General features: G+C 64.6%; 15 protein-coding genes and 1 tRNA gene. 3 read left to right on the forward strand and 13 right to left on the reverse strand.

The features are described 5' to 3' along the window. From GGQ90_RS22420 to paoA, 4 genes are all read right to left on the reverse strand, one after another. A partial coding sequence (locus tag GGQ90_RS22420; RefSeq protein WP_188084015.1) for a hypothetical protein occupies window positions 1–188 on the reverse strand: 188 nt, incomplete at its 3' end. 59 nt (window positions 189–247) lie between these two features. Beyond that, complete coding sequence (paoC, locus tag GGQ90_RS22425; RefSeq protein ID WP_188084016.1) at window positions 248–2,464, reverse strand: aldehyde oxidoreductase molybdenum-binding subunit PaoC; 2,217 nt, start codon at window positions 2,462–2,464, stop codon at window positions 248–250. Further along, a complete protein-coding gene (locus GGQ90_RS22430; protein ID WP_188084017.1) occupies window positions 2,461–3,417 on the reverse strand; it encodes an FAD binding domain-containing protein in 957 nt (318 codons plus the stop codon). Before GGQ90_RS22430 ends, paoC begins: the two co-directional genes overlap by 4 nt. After that, the gene (paoA, locus tag GGQ90_RS22435) at window positions 3,414–4,049 is read right to left on the reverse strand and encodes an aldehyde dehydrogenase iron-sulfur subunit PaoA (protein WP_188084018.1); all 636 of its coding nucleotides are present in this window, start codon (window positions 4,047–4,049) and stop codon (window positions 3,414–3,416) included. Before paoA ends, GGQ90_RS22430 begins: the two co-directional genes overlap by 4 nt. 336 nt (window positions 4,050–4,385) lie before the next feature. Between paoA and GGQ90_RS22440 the strand changes: the two genes are divergently transcribed. Next, window positions 4,386–4,460 (forward strand) — tRNA-Gly (locus tag GGQ90_RS22440). A gap of 201 nt (window positions 4,461–4,661) precedes the next feature. On the opposite strand, the gene GGQ90_RS22445 is transcribed toward GGQ90_RS22440, so the two are convergent. The 7 genes from GGQ90_RS22445 to mobA form a co-directional block, all read right to left on the reverse strand. Then, on the reverse strand, window positions 4,662–5,807 hold the full coding sequence (locus GGQ90_RS22445; RefSeq protein WP_188084019.1) for a glycoside hydrolase family 43 protein: 1,146 nt from the start codon (window positions 5,805–5,807) through the stop codon (window positions 4,662–4,664). A gap of 77 nt (window positions 5,808–5,884) precedes the next feature. Further along, window positions 5,885–6,898: a cupin-like domain-containing protein gene (locus GGQ90_RS22450; RefSeq protein WP_188084020.1), complete on the reverse strand. Its 1,014-nt coding sequence runs from the start codon at window positions 6,896–6,898 to the stop codon at window positions 5,885–5,887. Beyond that, window positions 6,895–7,605: a SapC family protein gene (locus tag GGQ90_RS22455; protein WP_188084021.1), complete on the reverse strand. Its 711-nt coding sequence runs from the start codon at window positions 7,603–7,605 to the stop codon at window positions 6,895–6,897. The genes GGQ90_RS22450 and GGQ90_RS22455 overlap by 4 nt, the downstream gene beginning before the upstream one ends. Window positions 7,606–7,755: 150 nt before the next feature. After that, a complete protein-coding gene (locus tag GGQ90_RS22460) occupies window positions 7,756–10,794 on the reverse strand; it encodes a TonB-dependent receptor (RefSeq protein WP_223178400.1) in 3,039 nt (1,012 codons plus the stop codon). A gap of 281 nt (window positions 10,795–11,075) precedes the next feature. After that, on the reverse strand, window positions 11,076–12,587 hold the full coding sequence (locus tag GGQ90_RS22465; RefSeq protein WP_188084022.1) for a tryptophan halogenase family protein: 1,512 nt from the start codon (window positions 12,585–12,587) through the stop codon (window positions 11,076–11,078). Between the two features lie 47 nt (window positions 12,588–12,634). Further along, window positions 12,635–13,936 carry a cation:proton antiporter gene (locus GGQ90_RS22470; protein WP_188084023.1) on the reverse strand — a complete coding sequence of 434 codons (1,302 nt, stop codon included), beginning with the start codon at window positions 13,934–13,936 and terminating at the stop codon, window positions 12,635–12,637. A gap of 125 nt (window positions 13,937–14,061) precedes the next feature. Then, complete coding sequence (mobA, locus tag GGQ90_RS22475; RefSeq protein ID WP_188084024.1) at window positions 14,062–14,601, reverse strand: molybdenum cofactor guanylyltransferase; 540 nt, start codon at window positions 14,599–14,601, stop codon at window positions 14,062–14,064. 72 nt (window positions 14,602–14,673) lie between these two features. Here mobA and GGQ90_RS22480 point away from each other — a divergent pair, with 72 nt between their 5' ends. Beyond that, entirely contained in the window at window positions 14,674–15,888 is a 1,215-nt protein-coding gene (locus GGQ90_RS22480) for a cupin domain-containing protein (RefSeq protein ID WP_188084025.1), read from the forward strand. Next, entirely contained in the window at window positions 15,876–16,442 is a 567-nt protein-coding gene (locus GGQ90_RS22485; protein ID WP_188084026.1) for a pseudouridine synthase, read from the forward strand. The genes GGQ90_RS22480 and GGQ90_RS22485 overlap by 13 nt, the downstream gene beginning before the upstream one ends. 301 nt (window positions 16,443–16,743) lie before the next feature. Here the strand turns inward: GGQ90_RS22485 and GGQ90_RS22490 are convergent, their stop codons facing one another. Both GGQ90_RS22490 and GGQ90_RS22495 read right to left on the reverse strand, forming a co-directional pair. Next, a complete protein-coding gene (locus GGQ90_RS22490; RefSeq protein ID WP_188084027.1) occupies window positions 16,744–18,855 on the reverse strand; it encodes a TonB-dependent receptor plug domain-containing protein in 2,112 nt (703 codons plus the stop codon). Between the two features lie 214 nt (window positions 18,856–19,069). Then, window positions 19,070–19,390 carry a hypothetical protein gene (locus GGQ90_RS22495; protein ID WP_188084028.1) on the reverse strand — a complete coding sequence of 107 codons (321 nt, stop codon included), beginning with the start codon at window positions 19,388–19,390 and terminating at the stop codon, window positions 19,070–19,072. Window positions 19,391–19,571 lie beyond the last annotated feature (181 nt).

A 19,571-nucleotide genomic window follows, 5' to 3' on the forward strand; every position in this document is an offset into this window, starting at 1 on the left:
CGACCCGACGCCGCATCCGCCAGCCGATCCCGGTCGATCACCACAGACCCATAGGCCGGCGTCCCCGGCGGCAGGGCGAGGCCCGTGCCGGTCACGATGATCGACGCGGCCTGGTCCGCCGTCACATCGGGTGTCTGGGCAGCGGCGACGCCGGGCAAGGCGCATAGTATCAACGGCAGGATTTTCATGAAGCGCGTCCCCTTGGTCCGATTTTGCATCGGGGACTAGGAAGTGCGCCCCTTCACTGTCAAGCCGCGACCACCGGCATGCCCGCATGCAACAGCTTGTCGATCGTCAGCGGATAGTCGCGCAACCGGATTCCGGTCGCATTGTAGACCGCATTCGCCACTGCGGCGCCAGCGCCGCATATACCCAGCTCGCCGACGCCCTTGGCCTTCATCGGCGAGCTTTTGTCGTCCAGTTCCTCGATGAACAGCACATCCTGCTCGGGAATATCGGCATGCACCGGCACCAGATACTCGGCCATGTCATGATTGACGAAGAAGCCGAAGCGGGTGTCCACGTCGAGCGCCTCCATCAGCGCCGCGCCCGCGCCCATCGTCATCGCCCCGATCACCTGGTTGCGCGCCGATTTGGGATTGAGGATACGACCGGCGGCAAAGGCGCCGCCCATCCGGCGGATGCGCACCTCGGCCGTGTCGATATCGACCCCGACCTCGCAGAAATGGGCACCGAAGGTCGCCTGGGCATAACGCTTGGCAAGATCACCAAACTCGATCCTGTCCTCGACCCACAGCCCGTCGCGTCCAGCCAGCGCGCCCAAAGGTTGCGACTGGTTGCCCATCTTAACCAGCCCATCCTCGAACCGCGCATCATCGATCGGATAGCCGGCCTTGTCCGCCAGCTTCGCCCGCATCGCCATGGCAGCGGCATAAACGCCCGCGGTCGAGCTGTTGGCACCCCATTGGCCGCCCGACCCGGCCGAAGCCGGAAAGCGGCTGTCTCCCAGTCGCACCGTCACCGCATCCACCTCGACGCCCAGCACCTCTGCGGCCGTCTGTGCCATGATCGTGTAGGTGCCGGTACCAATATCGGTCATATCGGTCTCGACCGTCACCCGTCCCTGCCCGTCGATGCCGATACGTGCGCCCGAATCCGTCGTGATATTGTTGCGGAAGGCGGCGGCCATGCCCATGCCCACCAACCAGCGCCCGTCGCGCACCTGCCCGGGCTTGGGATTACGCTTGGTCCAGCCGAACTGCTGCGCCCCGGCGCGCAGGCATTCCACCAGCTTGCGGCTGGAAAAGGGGCGCTGTGGCCCCGCTTCGGGATCGAACTGGACATCGTTGCGAATGCGCAATTCGACCGGGTCCAGCCCGCAGGCCTCGGCCAGTTCATCCATCGCCACTTCCAGCGCCAGCATGCCGACCGCCTCGCCCGGCGCGCGCATGGCGTTGCCTTCCGGCAGATCGAGTACCGCCAGCCGATGGGCGGTGATCCGGTTTGCGCCGCGATAGAGGAGGCGGGTCTGCTGTGCCGCCGTTTCCGGACCGCCACCGGGCAGGTCGCCCGACCAGACCTCATGTGCGATCGCATCGATCACACCATCCTTGCCCGCCCCTAGCCGGATGCGCTGGATCGTCGCCGGGCGATGGGTGGTGTTGTTGGGAATTTGGGGCCGGGCGATCGCGACCTTGACCGGTCGCCCGATCTGCTTCGCGCCCAGCGCCGCCAGCAGTGCATCCGCGCGCAGGAACAGCTTCGCGCCGAACCCTCCGCCAATATAGGGGGCAACCAGCCGGATATTCTCCTTGGGGATGCCCAGCGTCTTTGCCATCTCGCCCACGCTCCAGGCGATCATCTGGTTGGCGGTCCACAGGGTCAGCTTGTCGCCATTCCAGGCCGCCGTGGTGGCGTGTGGCTCCATCATCGCATGGCTATGGTCGGGCGTGCTGTAGCTCTGGTCGATCTTCACCGCCGCCCGGGCAAAGGCACCATCGAAATCGCCGACCCTGGTGTCGGCCGGCGACCCGAAGCTGGCGGGGGGCATGGTGCCGTGCAGCCGTTCCGCCTTCAGGTCGAACCGGCCCTGTTCGGGTGCATAATCGATCCGCACCAGCTTCGCCGCGTCGCGCGCATTTTCCAGCGTGTCGGCAATCACCAGCGCCAGCGCCTGCTCATAATGCTGGATCGCCGGGCCGCCAAGCAGATGGGCGGTGTTGAACTGGCCTTTGCCCAGCGCGCCGGCATTGGCATGGGTGACGATGCCCAGCACGCCCGGCGCCGCCTCGGCCGTGCGCAGATCCATCGACCGTATCTGCCCCTTGGCGATCGCGCTGCCGACGATCCAGCCATAGGCGGCGTTCGGCGCGACATCGTGCCGTTCATAGGCATAGGGTGCCGTGCCGGTGACCTTGGCGGCGCCGTCGATCCGGTCGTGCGGGATACCGACCACGCGGCCGCGGTCGATCGGGTTTGGGCCGGCTGGCGTGTCGAACTTCATGCCTGTGCCTCCTGCTGACGATAGAGCGACGCCAGCGTCTGACGCAGCAACGCCTTCTTGAAGTCATTATGCGGGGTAGTGCGGGCGCCTGCCAAAGCAGCTTCCGCAACGGCCTTCGCCCCTTGCGATGCGGCCGCGTCGGCGCCGTCCGTCCGCCAGGGTTTGGGCGCGACCCCGCCAAAGGCGAAGCGCGCCTGCCCGTTCTGGCCGAACACCGCCGCCACCGACACCAGTGCGAAGGCATAGGAAGCACGATCGCGCACCTTGCGATAGACATGGATGCCGCCGATCGGTTTGGGCAGCGTTACCGACAGGATCATCTCGCCGGGCTGCAGCGCATTGTCGACCTGGGGCGTATCGCCGGGCAGGCGATGGAAATCAGCGAGCGGGATGGTACGCTTTGCGCCACCCTGTGCCATCGTCTCCACCTGTGCATCCAGCAAGCGCAGCGCCACCGCCATGTCGCTGGGGTTCTGGGCGATGCAGGCGTCGCTGACCCCGACGATCGCCAGGCTTCGGCTCATCCCCTGCATAGCGCCACAACCGCTGCCCGGCCGCCTTTTGTTGCAGGGCATGCGCGTGTCGTAGAAATAGGGACAGCGGGTCCGCTGCAGCAGATTGCCGCCGGTCGTCGCCTTGTTGCGCAACTGGCCCGATGCGCCCGCCACCAGCGCTCGGCTGAGCACCGCATAGTCGCGTCGCACGCGCTGGTCAGCGGCAAGATCGGTATTGCGCACCAGCGCGCCGATCCGTAGCCCGCCCTCCTGCGTCGGCTCGATTTTATCCAGCCCCAGATGATTGACGTCGATCAGATGCGCCGGCGTCTCGATCTGCAGCTTCATGAGATCCAGCAAATTGGTCCCGCCGGCGATGAAGCGGGCGCTCTGGACCGATGCAGCCGCCTTGACCGCCGCTTCCACGCTGCGCGCGCGCTCATAGGTGAAGGCCTTCATGCCTTATCCTCCCCCGCGACGTCGCGCATCGCAGCGATGATGTTGGGATAGGCGGCGCAGCGACAGATATTGCCGCTCATCCGCTCGCGCGCCTCCGCGTCGGACCAGCCGACATGATCCAGGTCCTGCGTCACATGGCTCGGCACGCCGGCCTCGATCTCCTCCAGCACGGCGACCGCCGAACATATCTGTCCAGGCGTACAATAGCCGCACTGATAACCGTCATGGACAATGAAGGCGCGCTGCATCGGGTGCAGCCGCTCGGGCGTGCCCAGCCCCTCGATCGTCGTCACCGTCTCGCCCTCGTGCATCACCGCCAGGGTCAGGCAGCTGTTGATGCGCCGCCCCTCGACGATCACGGTGCAGGCGCCGCACTGACCATGGTCACAGCCCTTCTTGGTGCCTGTCAGGTGCAGATGCTCGCGCAGCGCGTCCAGCAAGGTGGTGCGCGGATCGAGTTGCAGATGCACGTCGCGCCCGTTCACCTTCATATCGAGTGCCATCATGCGACTGCCCTCCTGTGCCGATACGGATCGGGCGGGGGGGGCAGCCTGTGTCAGGCCGGGCACCACAGCGGTCGCCGCGGCGCTGCCCTGCAGAATGTGGCGACGCGTAAAACCATCGGACGTCATGGATGACCCTCCTCCTGATCCGCATGTCATACGAAGGGCGACGGCAATCGATCCCCGCATGACGCAGAAATGCCGGACCGGAGAAGAGTGACAGATCGCAGGGGTAGGTCAAGCGGGACATGATTCGACGAATCGTTTCCCGCATATCCGCAGCATCAAACCAGGCCGCGCACCGCATGATTTTATCGACATGGCCAAAACCCCCGGAAAACGGGGGATTTTCTCCCCTTCCGAAAAGTTTTTCATTTTTCTGCAAATCAGCCCTTGCCGACTTTGGAAACCACTGCTAGTTCGCCGCCACCCGCCGAGAGGGACACACTCTCCCGGCCGCCAAGAGCGGGCGTAGCTCAGGGGTAGAGCACAACCTTGCCAAGGTTGGGGTCGAGGGTTCGAATCCCTTCGCCCGCTCCAGAATTCTTCCTAGCGAAGAACAGAAAAGCGCATCATGGATGCGCGACTGTCTCTCAAAGAGGGCAATGTCCACGAAACATCCAGGCAGAAGCAGGGCATCATGCCCCGCATATCATTCCTGCCTTTTGACTCGAAAGCCGCTCTCCCATCCAATGGAAGAGGAAGGGAAGCACAGCGGGTCCACCGCGCTCCCCTTTGTCATCAGTGCGCGGCGTGCTTCTTGGGCAACAGCGGGTTGATCGTCTGGATGCTGCCATCGGCATTGTAGCGCAGCTCCGTCACCTTGACGTTGCGCAGGCGGGTCTGCCCCGACAACTGGCTGTCGGCGTAGAAGAGCCAGGACTTGCCGCCCCACTCGATGATCGAATGATGGGTGGTCCAGCCTTCGACCGGCTCCAGGATGCGGCCCTTGTAGGTGAAGGGGCCATAGGGGGAATCGCCGACGGCATAGACCAGATAATGGGTGTCGCCGGTCGAATAGCTGAAATAATATTTGCCATCATGCTTGTGCATCCATGACGCCTCGAAGAAGCGGCGGTCATGGTCGCCGCCCAGCAGCGGCTTGCCCTTGTCGTCCAGGATCTGGATCTCACGCGGCGTTTCGGCAAATTCCAGCATGTCGCCGTTCAGCCTGGCGACGCGCGGCGCGATCGCCGGCTTGTCATTCTGTTTCAGGTCGGTCTTCGACCCGCTGGCATCATATTTCCCGCCGATGTTGCGCTGCAACTGACCGCCCCAGATGCCGCCGAAATAGATATAGCTCTGCCCGTCGGCATCGGTGAAGACGGCCGGATCGATCGAATAGCTGCCCTTGATCGGCTGCGGCTGCGCCTTGAACGGCCCCATCGGATCCTTCGAGGTCGCCACACCGATGCGGAAGGCGCCTTCCTTGTCCTTGGCCGGGAAGTAGAGATAATAGGTGCCATTCTTGTAGGCCGCGTCGGGCGCCCACATCTGCTTGTCGGCCCAGGGCACATCCTTCACGTCCAGCGCCACCGGCCCGACCGTCACCGGCCCGCCGATCTTGTCCATCGACAGGACATGATAGTCGCGCATTTCGAAATGGCTGCCCAGGTCATCCTCGGGCGTCGGCCCGTCAATGTCATGGCTGGGATAGACATAGATCTTGCCGTTCCACACATGGGCGGACGGATCGGCGGTGTAGATGTCGCTGACCAGCGGCTGGGACAGATATTCGGACGCATCGCGCTTGCCGCTCGCGGCATTGGCGGCCGCCTGTTCAGTGTTCTGATCGGCCTTCTGTTCCGGCGCCTGCTGGCAGGCGGCAAGCGCCAGTCCCAAGGTCAGCGGCCATGCGTGCAGCCACGCCCCGCGCTTGATCGTCATATCATCCTCTCCTTACGATTTGCGCTATTGATAGCGTTATCATAAATCGCGTGCAACGATGGAATGGCACCGCCGCCTCAGCGGTTGAGGCGCTGCATCACCATCGCCCGCAGGCGTCTCGCCTCCAGCGGGGTCAGCGGCGCCAATGGTCCCTGCGCATGATCGGGCAGATGGTCGCGCGCCTCCTCCGTCGGTCCGAACAGATAATGGTCGAACAGCGCGCGCCAGGCCTCGCGTTCGGCTGTCGGTCGCTCACGGATGCTGAGCAGCCCGTGCAGCAGCGTCGCCATCGGCGTGTCGATGAAATCGGGAACGCTGTCCCACCAATAGTTCATCATGATGTTGAAGCCGTCACGCGCCTCGACCTGATGCCACCACAGCGCCGGGTAGAAGAGCGCGTCGCCCGGCTCCAGTTCGGCCACCTCGCCGGCTGCCAGCGCTTGCGCAAAGCGCGGATAGCGCGCCAGGTCGGGCGCAGCCGGATCGACCATGCTGACCACCTGGCCGCCGGGCGTCGGCGACAGCGGGCCGGGATAGAGATTGCCCACCTGATCGGGCGGAAACAAAGTGAATCGTCGCCGCCCGACCAGGCAACAGGCCAGATTGTGCGAGCTGTCATAATGGGTCGCGGCGACCGTGCGGTTGCCGATCCACAGGCTGACGGTCGGCACCGCCGCACCGAACAGGCCGGGCAGGTCATGGTCGGCGCGCAGACCGGGGAAATAGCGGTCGACATCGGTCGATCCGATATAGATGGCCGGCCCCTCGCCGCGCGCATCGGCCCGAATCCTATCGAGATAATGGGGCAGCGGCGCCTGCCCGCGATCGAAATTGAAGCCGGTCAGTTCCGCATTGTAGAAGAAGCGGCCCCCGGCATCCCGTGCCCCGACATAGCCGGTGACCGGCGCGCCGCCATAATCGGCCAGCAGGCGTTCCATCGCCGCCTGCGCCGATAACCGCCCGGCAGCGACCAGCGGCCAGCCATGGACCAGCCCACCGATCACGACCGGCCTCTGCGCCGCCATCAGATCGTCGAGCCAGCCAGGCGTCAGGTCGCTGGCGGCAATCCGCCGGGTCTGGCGCAGCGTCACGCCGCCTGCCGCGCCCGCTTGCGCACGATCAGATCCTCGATATTGGCGAGCGAGGAGCGGATCGCATAGGCCAGTTGCAACAGGCCCGCCTGATGCAGCGCCTGCAGCGTCGGACCATCCAGCGCCTCCAGCCGATCGGCATCGATGGTGAAGCGCCCGGCAATGTCATAGCGCTGACCGTCATCGATCGCGATCTCCAGCGCGACCGGTGCCAGCAGCCCGGCCTGCTCGAACGCGGCGAACATCGGCGCGCTCAGGCCATGGCCTTCATGAATGGTGCGCAGCGCATCGGCGACATGATCCAGATAGGGCGCGTTGCCGCCATGGGGCAGGAACAGCGCTTCGCCTGCCGCGCCGACGCGCGGATCGTTCAGGTCGACATGGATCACCGGATGATCCTCACCGTCGCGCTGCTGCATGCCGATCAGGAAAGGGCCGCGCCGATGGACGGCGGGCACATAGCGTGCGGTCCAGCCTCCGGCGTCGAGAAACAGATTTTCGTCGCGATCGAACCCCAGCAGCGCGGTGAGCTGCCAGGCGCCCTGGCCATCGCGCTGGATCAGGATCGGATATTCCCGCTGGATTGCGTCGATCTCGGTCGGGAAGATCAGGGTCTGGTTGACGGCATCCCCGAAAGCGGCGCCATTGCCCGGTGCGACCCGAAGCGCGGCATGGGTGATGGGATCGAGTATCATCGTGCTGGTCATGGAATATCCGGCGTGCCGCATGAACGGGCGGCCATAGTAGGGCGTCAGCGGCGCAGGAAAAGCCCTTTGCGAGACCCGCCCAGATGCAATTCTGCCCGACGCAATGCTGAAAGTCGGGGCCGCCCGGCAGGACGGCCCCGGCTCACCCCCTTAGAAGCGGAAGCGCCCACCCAACAGGAAGCGACGATCCAGCTCCTGCGCGTACCACAGGTTGCTCTTGTCGCGGCCATAGGTGCGGATGTCGCTCTCGGTCAGGTTGATCGCCTCGAACGAGACGGCAAACTGTTCCGACACATCCCAGCTGATGTTGAGATCGAGCTGGCCGAACGGGCGCACGAACACCGGATTGCGATCACCGCCGCCACGGTTGGACGACTGCAGGAACTTGTCGCGCCAGTTATAGGCGAGACGGGCCGACAGGCCGTTCTTGTCATAGATCAGCGTGGCGTTGGCGGTATCCGACAGGCCGACCAGCGCGAACTGGTCCTCACTCGGATCGGCGCCGACATCGATGCCCACGTCACCCCGGACCAGCGTATAGGCCGCCGACACACCGAAACCGGTATTGCCGAAGAAATGCTGGGCCGCGAGTTCGAAGCCCCAGATCTTGCCCTGCCGGTTGTTGATCGGCTGCGTAACCTCGAAATCATAGAGCGGGTCATTGGCGTCGGCGACCAAATCCACTCGGCGCAAAACCTGATCTGCAAAATCCTGGTCCAGCGCGCCATTGACGACATTCGCCTGGAATTGTTGCGACGCCGCCTGGATATTGCCGCCGGCCTCCTGCAACAATGCCGTCATGGTGAACAGGTTGACGTCGGTTGGATCGTAGCGAAGCCGCTGCAATTCCGCCAAGGCGGTGCCGGAACGCGATCCCGCCGCACCCGAACTGACGTCGCGCAGCCCGAACAGGTTGCGGGTCGTCTGACCGGTGCCGACGAAATTCTGCACCCGCTTTTCGAACACGCCCGCCGAGATGTAGCTCGACGGCTTGTAATACCATTCGAACGACAGATCGAGATTGTCGGAAATCAGCGGCGCCAGACGGGCATTGCCAGTCGACCCGCTGGCGACGCCGCCGAGCGCGATCGGACGCGGCGGCGTGCCGACCGACGTGGCGACGAACAGATTGCCATAATCGGGCCGGGCGATGGTCTTGCTGAACGAGAAGCGACCGATGAAATTCTTCGCCAGCTCGATCTGGAAATCCATTGCCGGCAGGAAGTTGTTGTAACTGCCGCTGTCGGAGATGGGTTCCACCTGGTCGGAGACGGACACGACGAAGTCATTGTCTGCCGTCCAGGTGATGCCGTTGGGTATGGCGATCAGAGACGTCGACTTGACCTTCGTGCGTTCATAGCGTGCGCCTACGACCAGGGTGGCATTGCGGCCGGCCAGTTCGCCCTTCCACGTCAACTGGCCATAAGCAGACCAGATGTCTTCTTTGACGCGATTATCTTCCCGGTTGGTGATGCCCACCGCGTTCCCGCGCGCCGTATAATAGGGCGACAGCGCATTATACAGGTCGACAGCATTGCCCTGGAACGCGACCAGTGTCGCCCCTTGGCCCTTGGCATCGAAATTGTCGAATTTGCAGACGAGGCAATAGGTCTGCAGGACGCCGGGCGCCTGGCTTTCAATGTCACCGACATTACCGATGCCCCAGTCACCCAGTGTCTGCTGCGTCTGGGTGCGGGCCTGCCGCATCTTGGACGTGCGATAATTGCCACCGACATCGAACCGGCTACCCAGATCATCCAGTTCCCAGCCGAGATCGGCCCGGATTTCGTTGAGCCGCTGGCGTTGCGAAGACGATACCGTGCGCCCCATCTGCGATCCGAGGTCGCCAAGATCGAGCTGGCCGTTCCCATTGGGGCCACGGCCCGGCACCGCATCATTGATGACAATCGACTGGACGGGAATGACACCGCTGAAATCCGCCGACTGCGACGCAACGACGGGCGCGCCTAGGCCGACCAGCGTCGAACTGACGCCATTGGGATTGTTCGGGGAGCTCTGCGCCAGGCCGGTATGGCCGTCGATCGACAGGGTGACGCGGTCGTTAATCTCCCACTTCGCGTTCAGGCCATAATCCTGGAGCCGGTTGCGTACCCCGCGATATGCCTGTTCGAAGGCCGCGTCCTTAACGCCCGCAATATTTTCCTGCAGAAATGTGGTGGTCGCAATGACGGGATTGCCGTCGAACTCCACCTGCGCGAACGGACGGTTGAACCAGTTGCCCTGGCTCGCCCGCTGTTCGCTCTGCTTATTCTGCGCAAACAAGGCATCGGCGGTGAACGTCAGCGTCTCGGTCGGACGGAATTGCACGACCGCCGATCCGTTGATGCGCTCACGCGAACCCTGCGAATAAAAATAGCTGCTGTCATTGGGCACCGACACCAGGGTATTCGGGTCGGTCGGCGCGTTTTTGATCTGGGTATTGGCGTTGACAAAGCCATTGGCCGGATCGGCAAACTGGCTGTAGCGGCGGATGTTCCAGCCATTGACCGTCGCGCCGCGACTCGAGAAATTGCGCTTCTGATAGCTGCCGAAGATCGACACGCCGAACACTTCATTCTCGTCGCGCCAGCTCAACAGGCCCGATGCTTCGGGCGTGATCTTGGCCGGATCGCTCAGGCTCTTCTCGACGCTGGTGTCATAGAGCGCCTTGACGCCGATCGTGCCGCTGAAGCCCGCCTCGCGCGCGTCGAGCGGCTTGCGGGTGATGACGTTGATCGATGCACCGATGCCGCCAGACGGGATCGCGGCGCGACCGGTCTTGTAGACTTCCAGCGTGCTGACGCCTTCCGACGCCAGGTTGCCGAAGTCGAAGGAGCGGCTGGTGCCCGACGAATAGTCGGCATTGGAGTCGCCGCCGACGGTGGTGACATTGGCCGAGGGGAGTGCCCGCCCGTTCAGCGTCACCAGGTTGAAGCCACCGCCAAAGCCGCGAACCGTGACCTGCGATCCTTCGCCATTGACGCGGTCGATCGACACGCCGGTGATACGTTGCAGCGATTCCGCCAGGTTCGTGTCTGGGAACTTGCCGATATCTTCGGCCGAAATGGCATCGACGACGCCGCTCGAATTGCGCTTGATGTCGATCGCGCGATCAAGGCTGGCGCGCACGCCGGTGACGATGATGTCGGCTTCGGCATTCTGTACGGCGGCGTCCTGCGCCTGCGCCATCGTTGGTGTAACGCTATACGTTAGCGCTATCAGAGACGCGCAGCGCATGAATCTGGAATATGGTAAACCCATTTCAGAATCCTCCCTTTTTTACAGCTCGCCCACATCGAGCCTTATTGGACGTTCATGCTAGCCTAATGGCCAGCGTTGTCAATTAAGATGCTATGATCGGTTAAAGTCCCTAAGGGTTTGATTTACAGATTTATATTTAACTGAAAATAATAGTTTTTTAGGTTTTATTGTGCATTGCAAAAAATATTCTACCAATGAGCATTTTTTGACTAAGCCAATTCTGCCCGACAATATTGCCGCAGAAATTCCCGGTGGCTGGGCATCTCCGCCACGACCCCGGCAATGTCCTTGCGCATGCGCGCCAGTTCCTCGCGCAGCTGCGGTTCGGGCATCATCGCCGCGACATGATGATAGCCGCGCGGGTGCATGCCTTGCCCCAGCAGCACCGACGACCAGCTGTCGACGCGGAACAGCTCATGCCCCAATTGATAGGCGCGACCATTGTCCTGCCACAGCGCCAGCCTTTCCTTCAGGCTGTCGGGTATCTCCATCGTCCGGCAATGATCCCAGAAGGGGGAATCGTCGCGCTGGGTCACATGATAATGAAGGATGATGAAGTCGCGGATATTCTCGAATTCCAGCCGTGACTTGCGGTTGAAATGGTCGAGCAGCGCGTCGTCGAACCCGTGGAAGGGGAAATCCTCGATCAGCCGCGTCACCGCCGCCATCATCAGGTGGATGCTGGTCGATTCGAGCGGTTCGATGAAGCCGCCGGCCAGCCCCAGGCCAACGCAGTTCTTGTGCCAGGCCCTGGTCCGCGTGCCGGTCTTGAACCGCACCAGCCACGGGTCGACGATCGGCTCCCCCTCAATCTCCGCCAGCAGGCGGGCATGCGCCTCATCGTCGGACATGAAATCGCTGGCGAAGACGAAGCCGTTGCCGTCACGATGTTGCAGCGGAATGCGCCAGCGCCAGCCCGCCTCATGCGCAATCGCCGAGGTATAGGGCTGGGCTGGACCATCGGAGGTGGACTGGACCGCGACCGCGCGGTCGGTGCGGATCCAATGGCCCCAATCCTCGAAGCCGACGCCCAGCGCCTCGCCCAGCAACAGCGATCGAAAGCCGGTGCAATCGATGAACAGGTCACCCTCGATCCGCGTGCCCGATTCCAGCACCAGCGCCGCGATATGGCCGCTCTCTGGCGCCAGTTCGACATTACGGATCTTGCCTTCGACCCGCTTCACCCCCGCCGGCTCGGCCAGGCTGCGCAGGAAGCGGGCATAGCGCGCCGCGTCGATATGATAGGCATAGCTGGGCGCGACCGAGCTGCTGAGCGACATGCGATTGGCCTCGCCCGCGACCCATTCCAGGCAATAGTCACCCAGTTCACCGCCAAAGCCCTGCGCCTTGGCATGTAGCCAGAAATGGTGGAAATCGGCCATCCAGCTCCATTGCAGCCCGATCGTACCGAACGGATGGATATAGCGGTCGCCGACCTGCCCCCAATTCTTGAACTCGATGCCCAGCTTCACCGTCGCCTGCGCCTCGGCCATGAAGCGGTCTTCGCGGATCTTCATCAACTGGTGGAAACCGCGGAAGGTCGGCACGGTGGATTCGCCCACGCCGATGGTGCCGATCGCGTCGGATTCGACCAGTGTGATGTCGATCAGCGGCCCCAGATGGCGGACCAGCGCGGTCGCCGTCACCCAGCCGGCAGTACCGCCGCCGGCGACGACAACCCGCTTCACCACCCGGTCGGACGTCGGAAAATCTGCATGCATGTCGGTCATTCCAGCGGAAGGGAAAACAGGATGTGGCGCCGCATCGGTCAGGCAGCACCGGGCGTGGCGACGGGGCGCGCGGCTGGGTCATCGTCCGGCCCTTCGGCAATCGGGCCACCCAGCCCCTTCCGGCGCGCCAGCCGGTCGATCGCCGGAACCGTCATCATCGTCGTCACGATCGTCATCAGCGCCAGCATCGCGAACAGTTCCGGCCCGATGATGCCGCGCTGCAGGCCGATATTGATGACCAGCAATTCCATCAGTCCGCGCGCATTCATCAGCGCGCCGACGGCGAGCGCAGTGACATTGTCCTGCCCGGTCAGCCGCGCCGCCGCCCAGCAGGCGCCCCCCTTGGCCAGGATCGATGCCGCCAGGATCGCCAGCGCGACCAGCGCCAGCGACAGGTTGCTCACCATCGTCAACTGCGTATTGAGGCCGGAAACGGTAAAGAAGATCGGCACCAGCAGGCCGATGGTCATCGGCTCCAGCCTGCGGGCCAGCCCCTGCGACAGGATGCCGCGCGGCATCGCCACCCCCAGCAGGAAGCCGCCGAACACCGCATGCAGCCCGGCCATGTCCATCGCCCAGGCGCAACCGCCGAACAGCAGCAGCACGATCAGCAGCATGGCCGGCGTGACCCGCCCTTCCCGCTCCGCCCAACGCGCCAGCGGCGCCAGCAGCCGGCTGCCCAGGAACAGCATGACGATCGCGAACAGCCCGCCGCCGCCCAGCGCCCGGACCGCGATCATCCCGTCGGCGCCGATGCAGGCGAGCAGGATCGCCAGGATCGACCAGGCGATCGCATCGTCGATCGCCCCGGCCGACAGTGTCAGCGCGGCGAGCGGCGTGCCGCCCAGCCCTCGTTCGCGGATGATCCGCGCCAGCACGGGAAAGGCGGTAATGGAAATGGCGACGCCGACGAACAGGGTCGCCTCGAACGGCGTGACCGTCGGCCCGAACAACCCCATCCCCGACAGCCAGGGGGTCAGCGCCACCGCGACCAGGAAGGGCGCGATGATGCCGCACAGCGATACCGCAATGGCGCTGCCCGCCTGAAGATGGAAATGCGCGCGGCGAAAGCCGAGGCCGACCAGGAACATGTAGAGGCCGATGCCGGCCTGCGCGACAAATTGCAGCAGCGGCCGGGTCTCGATCGGGAAGAGCAGCGCCTGGGCCTGCGGCGCCAGCCAGCCGAGCAGCGAGGGACCGAGCAGGATGCCCGCGATCATGTCGCCGATCACCCGTGGCTGGCGCAGGAACCGGCCGACCAGCCAGCCGGACAGGCGACAGGCGCCAAGAATGACGACTATCTGCACCGCCAACGCCGCGCCAACATGGACCAGATCCATGCACCCCTCCTTGCCCCTGTCCGGTGCATGGGAATCCCCGTTCCCCGCATCCGACCCGCTGGACAATGGCAGGATGGCGCAGGGGGACAAGTGTTTTTCGCACCCCGCCGCAAAAAATGGGAGCGCTACCCTCGATCGCGCCGGATCGCGGCCAGATCATCGGGCCGGTTGATATTGGGCAGGACCAGCCCCGGCAGCGTCACGGTGCGCGCACCAATCCGCGCCAGCCAGCCCCTGATCGACCGGTTATTGTCCTCCGCCAGATGCGCGTCCAGTTCGGGCGCCAGCGCGGCCGGCCACCAGCCGAGCAGTTGCTGCCCGTCGAGGATCGCCGCCCGCTCGCCGATCAGCAACGCGGGCAGGTCGGCGGGATAGAAGGGCATGTCGCATCCCGTGCTCAGCACCCCGGCAAAGCCATGGGCCTGGGCATGATGCAGCGCGGCGTTGAGGCCGCCCAGCGGCCCCATGTCCGGCCCCGGCCGGTCGGGCAGACAGAGTTGTCCGTCTTCAATCCGGCCACAGATCGCGATCGCCGCGACATGGGGAGAGAGCGCGTCGATCGCATGGTCGATCAGCCGCCGACCGTCGAGCAGCGCCGCCGCCTTGTCGCTGCCGAAGCGGGTCGCGCGTCCGCCCGCCAATATCGCGCCCAACAGCCTGGCCATGCCCGCCCCTCCTGCCGATCCGGTCCCATCCGCTTTGACATTGGCAGGGCATAGGGGCAAGGGTTCGCGCCGATGGCAGGCGCGCCCCGCGCGCCGCCCCTTCCCGGCGAGACCCCGATGCATCTGCATGATTTCGATATAGACCTGTTCCTGCGCGACTATTGGCAGCAAAAGCCGCTGCTGATCCGCAATCCCTGGGCGCAATGGAGCAATCCGCTGGCACCCGAGGAACTGGCAGGCCTGGCCTGCGAGGAAGGCGTCGAGTCGCGGCTGGTGGTGCAGGTGGACGGCGACTGGACAATGGAGCAGGGGCCGCTGGCCGAGGATCGCTTCGCCTCGCTCGGCGCCAGCCCCTGGACCCTGCTGGTGCAGGCGGTCGATCATCAGGTGCCCGATGTCGCGACACTGATCGCCCCGTTCCGCTTCATCCCCGACTGGCGGATCGACGATGTCATGGTCAGCTATGCCAGCGACGGCGGCGGCGTCGGCCCGCATTTCGACCAATATGACGTCTTCCTGATCCAGGGCGCGGGCCGCCGCCGCTGGCGCATCGGCCAGGCGTGCGACGATACCAGCCCGCTGCGCCCGCATGCCGACCTGCGCCTGCTCGCCACCTTCGACGCGACCGACGAATGGGTGCTGGAGCCCGGCGACATCCTCTATGTTCCGCCCGGCATCGCCCATGACGGGGTCGCGGTGGGCGACGACTGCATGACCTATTCGGTCGGTTTCCGTGCGCCGGCGCGCAGCGAACTGATCGAGGGCTGGACCGACCGGCTGCTCGAAGGTCTGGGCGAGGATGACCGCTATGCCGACCCCGCTCTGGCGCGCCAGGCCAATCCCGGCGAGATCGTGCCGGCCGCGCTGGCCCGGTTGCAGGCGATGGTGCTGGAGCAATTGGGCGATCCCGCCGGCTTCGCCCGCTGGTTCGGCGAATATAGCAGCACCCGCAAATATCCCGAGATCGACTGGTCGCCCGAAGCGGCGATCGACCCGGCCGCGATGCAGGCGCTGGTGGCGGAGGGCGCACCCCTGCGCCGCAATCCGGCCAGCCGCTTCGCCTTCGTCCGGGCGGAAGACGCCATATGGCTGTTCGTCGATGGCGCGTCGCATGACTGCACCGGCGCCTGCGCGGCGCTGGCGCAGCAATTGTGCGCGGACGAGGCGCTGGAGATCGACCCAGCGCTGGCCGACGACGATGCCGTGATCGCCCTGCTGGTGCTGCTCCACAATCAGGGCAGCATCGCGTTTGAGGATGATGAGGAGGACGACGCATGGGACGACTGATCCTCCTCAACAAGCCCTATGGCGTGCTGTGCCAGTTCAGCGACGAGCGCACCGGCCCGCCGCGTCCGACCCTGGCCGACTATGTCGACCAGCCCGGCGTCTATCCCGCCGGTCGGCTCGACCTCGACAGCGAGGGGCTGCTGCTGCTGACCGATGATGGCCGGCTGCAGGCGCGCATTGCCGATCCGCGCTTCAAGACGCCCAAAACCTATCTGGTCCAGGTGGAGGGCGACCCGGACGATGCGCCGCTGGCGGCGCTGCGGCGCGGCGTGCAGCTGAAGGACGGCATGACCCTGCCGGCGGAGGTCGAGCGGATCGACGATCCCGCGCTCTGGCCGCGCGACCCGCCAGTGCGGTTCCGCAAGAGCGTGCCCGATTGCTGGCTGCGCCTCACCATCCGCGAAGGGCGCAATCGCCAGGTCCGCCGCATGACCGCGGCGGTCGGCCTGCCGACCCTGCGCCTGGTCCGCTGGCGCATCGGCGACTGGACGATCGACGACATCGCGCCGGGCACCTGGCGGGAAGCGCCGGCGATCCTACGCCAGGGCCGATAGAAGGCGCCCCTCCCGAAGTTCACAGTGTAAACGGGCTTTCGGGGCCTTTTGCACCGGCTTTGCGCCTGCGACGCGCCGGTCATGCACCTGGAACGCCTCCCCTCCAACAGAGGATGGGTCCGCGTGCCGCGCGCCGATCGCCCCCGCCACGCGCCCCTGACGCGACACCCACGCGCCGGTTGCGCACCGGACAGGCGCCGGGACGAGAAGCCGGGCAAATAGGAAAGCGCGCCGCCACAGGCCATCCAGACCCGCCCCGGCGGGCCGGCTTCACGCTCCAGTCCGGTTCAAGCCGACGCGATCAGAATGTCCCCTTGACCATATAGGTGAAGGTCGGCCCGATCAGGCGGTCGCGGCTTTCCGTCGACAGGATCGGCGACGCCCCCCGCACGCCTTCATAGATGGTGCGCTCCCGGCGCGAACGGGCGTTCAGCATGTTGCCGACCGTGAAGCGCATGGTCAGCCCCATCACATTCTTGTTCTCGATAAAGGCCGAGGCGAAGACCGGCCCCTCCCAGATGCGGTCGACCTGGTTGCGGCGATAGCCTGCCTGCTGGTGCATATAGGATGCGGACACGCCCGTCGCCCAACTGGTGGCGGGCACGTCATAGCGGAAATCGCCTTCAAATTCCCAGTCGACAAACTCGCTCCAGTTGCGCGTCTGCCCGGTGAAGGGATCTTTCAGCCCCGACGTCTGGTAGACGATCGAGGTATCGAGCCGCGCCCCCTTCCAGCCGATCGGATCGAGGTTGAGCGTATTGGTGGACACGATCGCCCAGGCCCATGCCTTGTCGATATTGCCCACCGCTTCGCCGGTCGCGCCGACGGGGATGATATCGACCCGGTCCTGCACATCGCGATAGATGAACTCCACCTTGGTCGAGCCCCATCGGCCCAGCCGCTTGTTCATCTCGGCGGTCCATGACCAATCCTGCTGCGGCCGCAGGTCGGCATTGCTGGCATTCTGGTTATTGTCGTCCAGGAAGGCACGCGCCAGAAAATCATAGAAATCGAGCTGCAGCACGCGCCGTTCCAGCTTGGCCGACAGGTCGAAGCTTTTGGTCGGCTTCCATGCCAGCGAGATCGATCCCTTGGGCCGGTCGAACACGCGGGTGATCCCGGCCGGGCCGGTCTGGGCGATCCGGGAATGTTCGGCACCCAGTGCGACCTGCACCGACAGCGACTTTGCCAGCGGGCGCCCGAAGCTCAATATGGCTTCATAACGATCCTCCTTCACCCCGCCGCTCGCCTCGGGGAAAGGCTGCGACGTGAAGCCGCCCTCGGTCGGATCGAACGTGCCGAGCGAGGCGATATTGTCGAGCGAATTATAGGCCGCCTCTGCCGCCAGCTGCCAGTCGCCGCCCAGCATCTTCCAGCTATATTCGCCGCGCGCGATCGTTTCCTCCAGCGTGCCGACCTGCGCATAGCGATCCCCGCTCGCGGCGCGGCCATCCAGCGGCGTGTCGATCACTTCCGAGGAATAGGGTTCATGGCTGCGCCGTTCGAGGCCGATCAGCTTCAGGCGGCCGGGTCCGGCGGCGAATTCGAAATCGCCGCTGAACTGATAATTCCAGCTGTCATTATCCTCGCTGATCCGGCGCAGACGATCGGGATAGACCGGCGAACCGGTCCGTTCGCTGCGTTCCCGATAATGATGCCAGATCTGCTGATAGCTCGCGCCGAAATGGGCGACCGAACTGCCCGGCCCGTCCCAGGTGAACTGCCCCGAAATCTTCGGCGCATCATGGTTCGACGTCCACACATCGTCACGCAGTTCGATCGCATCGCCGTTGCGCCCGCGGATCACCGTCTGGCCACCGGCGGCACTGCGCCGCGCCTCGTCATTGTTCAGCGCCACCTCATATTGCAGCGCCCCCGTGCTGCCGCTGACCGAAACATTGCCCCGCGTATAAAGTTCGTCAGCAAAATGCGCCCGCATCACCGGCCGCCACTCGAACTGGCCCGTCGTGCGGCCAGCCTTGTAGGTCAGATTGGCCACCTGGCCGCTCAGCCCCGGTATATCCAGGCTGGCGCCATCGACAATCTCGATGCGCTCGACATTGGCGGCCGGAATACGGGTGAGCTGGGTTTCCAGATCGTCCGACTTGTTGGATGGGCGCGCGCCGTTGAACAGCACATTGCTGGTCGCCTGACCCAGGCCGCGCCGTTCCTGGCTTTCCTTGATCGCGAAGCCCGGCACCCGCAGCAACATGTCCCAGGCATTGCGCGGGGCAAAGCGCTGGAAATCGGCCGGCGTATAGACGGCGCGTTCAGCCGGTCGGTTGGCGGCCGGATTTTCGACGATGGTCGGCTGCGTTTCGTCGCCGGACGCGGTCACATCCTGCGCGCGAACCGGTGATGACGCCAGCGCCGCCCCGATGGCGACGGCTGTTGCATGAATCTTGATCTGCATTCCCCTCTTCGCGCCGCTGTCTTATGCCGACAGTTGCACGCTCCCCCTGCTGTGCCTGTGCGGACCGGACAGCCGCTCTTGCCTGAGTCAGGCCCGGTCCTGCTCCGCTGCTGCTGGCCGCATTTTCAGCGCGTCGCACCAGCGGATCGACGAACAACATTGCGACGACGACAAATGTAGTTGTGGGCGATCCGTGCAACGACGCGACAGCACTTCACCCCTCCCGTTCGCGCGCCTTGACCTTGCGTATCTCGGCCAGCTGGCCCATCAAAATCGTCAACGCATCGCGCTCCGCCTGCGGCAGATCCTTCATCTCGAAATGGCGGATCAGCACTTCCAGCGCGTCGCCGATCCGGCCGATCTGCCGGCCATAGCTGCCGACCTCGTTCAGCACCGTGCGCTCAATGTCCGGGCGCGCCGTCTGGCCGAGCGCGATATTGATGAGCCCCACCTGACCGCCGCTCTGCGTCCAGGTCAGGGGATTGATCGCCTGCCACAACCGTTCGGGGGCCAATGCTACACTGAAAGGTTCCATGCCGTGCTCCTTGTCGGGGAAGGATGACGGAGGCGAAGCCTGCCATGGCCGCCGCATCGGGGCAAGATGCTGTCCTACAGCAGGCCGTCCTGCTATCCTTGCCACCCAGCCCCCGACTTTTCGATAGGATCGGCGGGGCGCAAGAAAATGTCAGAATGTGCGGGAAATGTGCGAAGTTAAG

The organism is Sphingobium scionense (assembly GCF_014197035.1).
Classification (GTDB): Bacteria; Pseudomonadota; Alphaproteobacteria; order Sphingomonadales; family Sphingomonadaceae; genus Sphingobium; species Sphingobium scionense.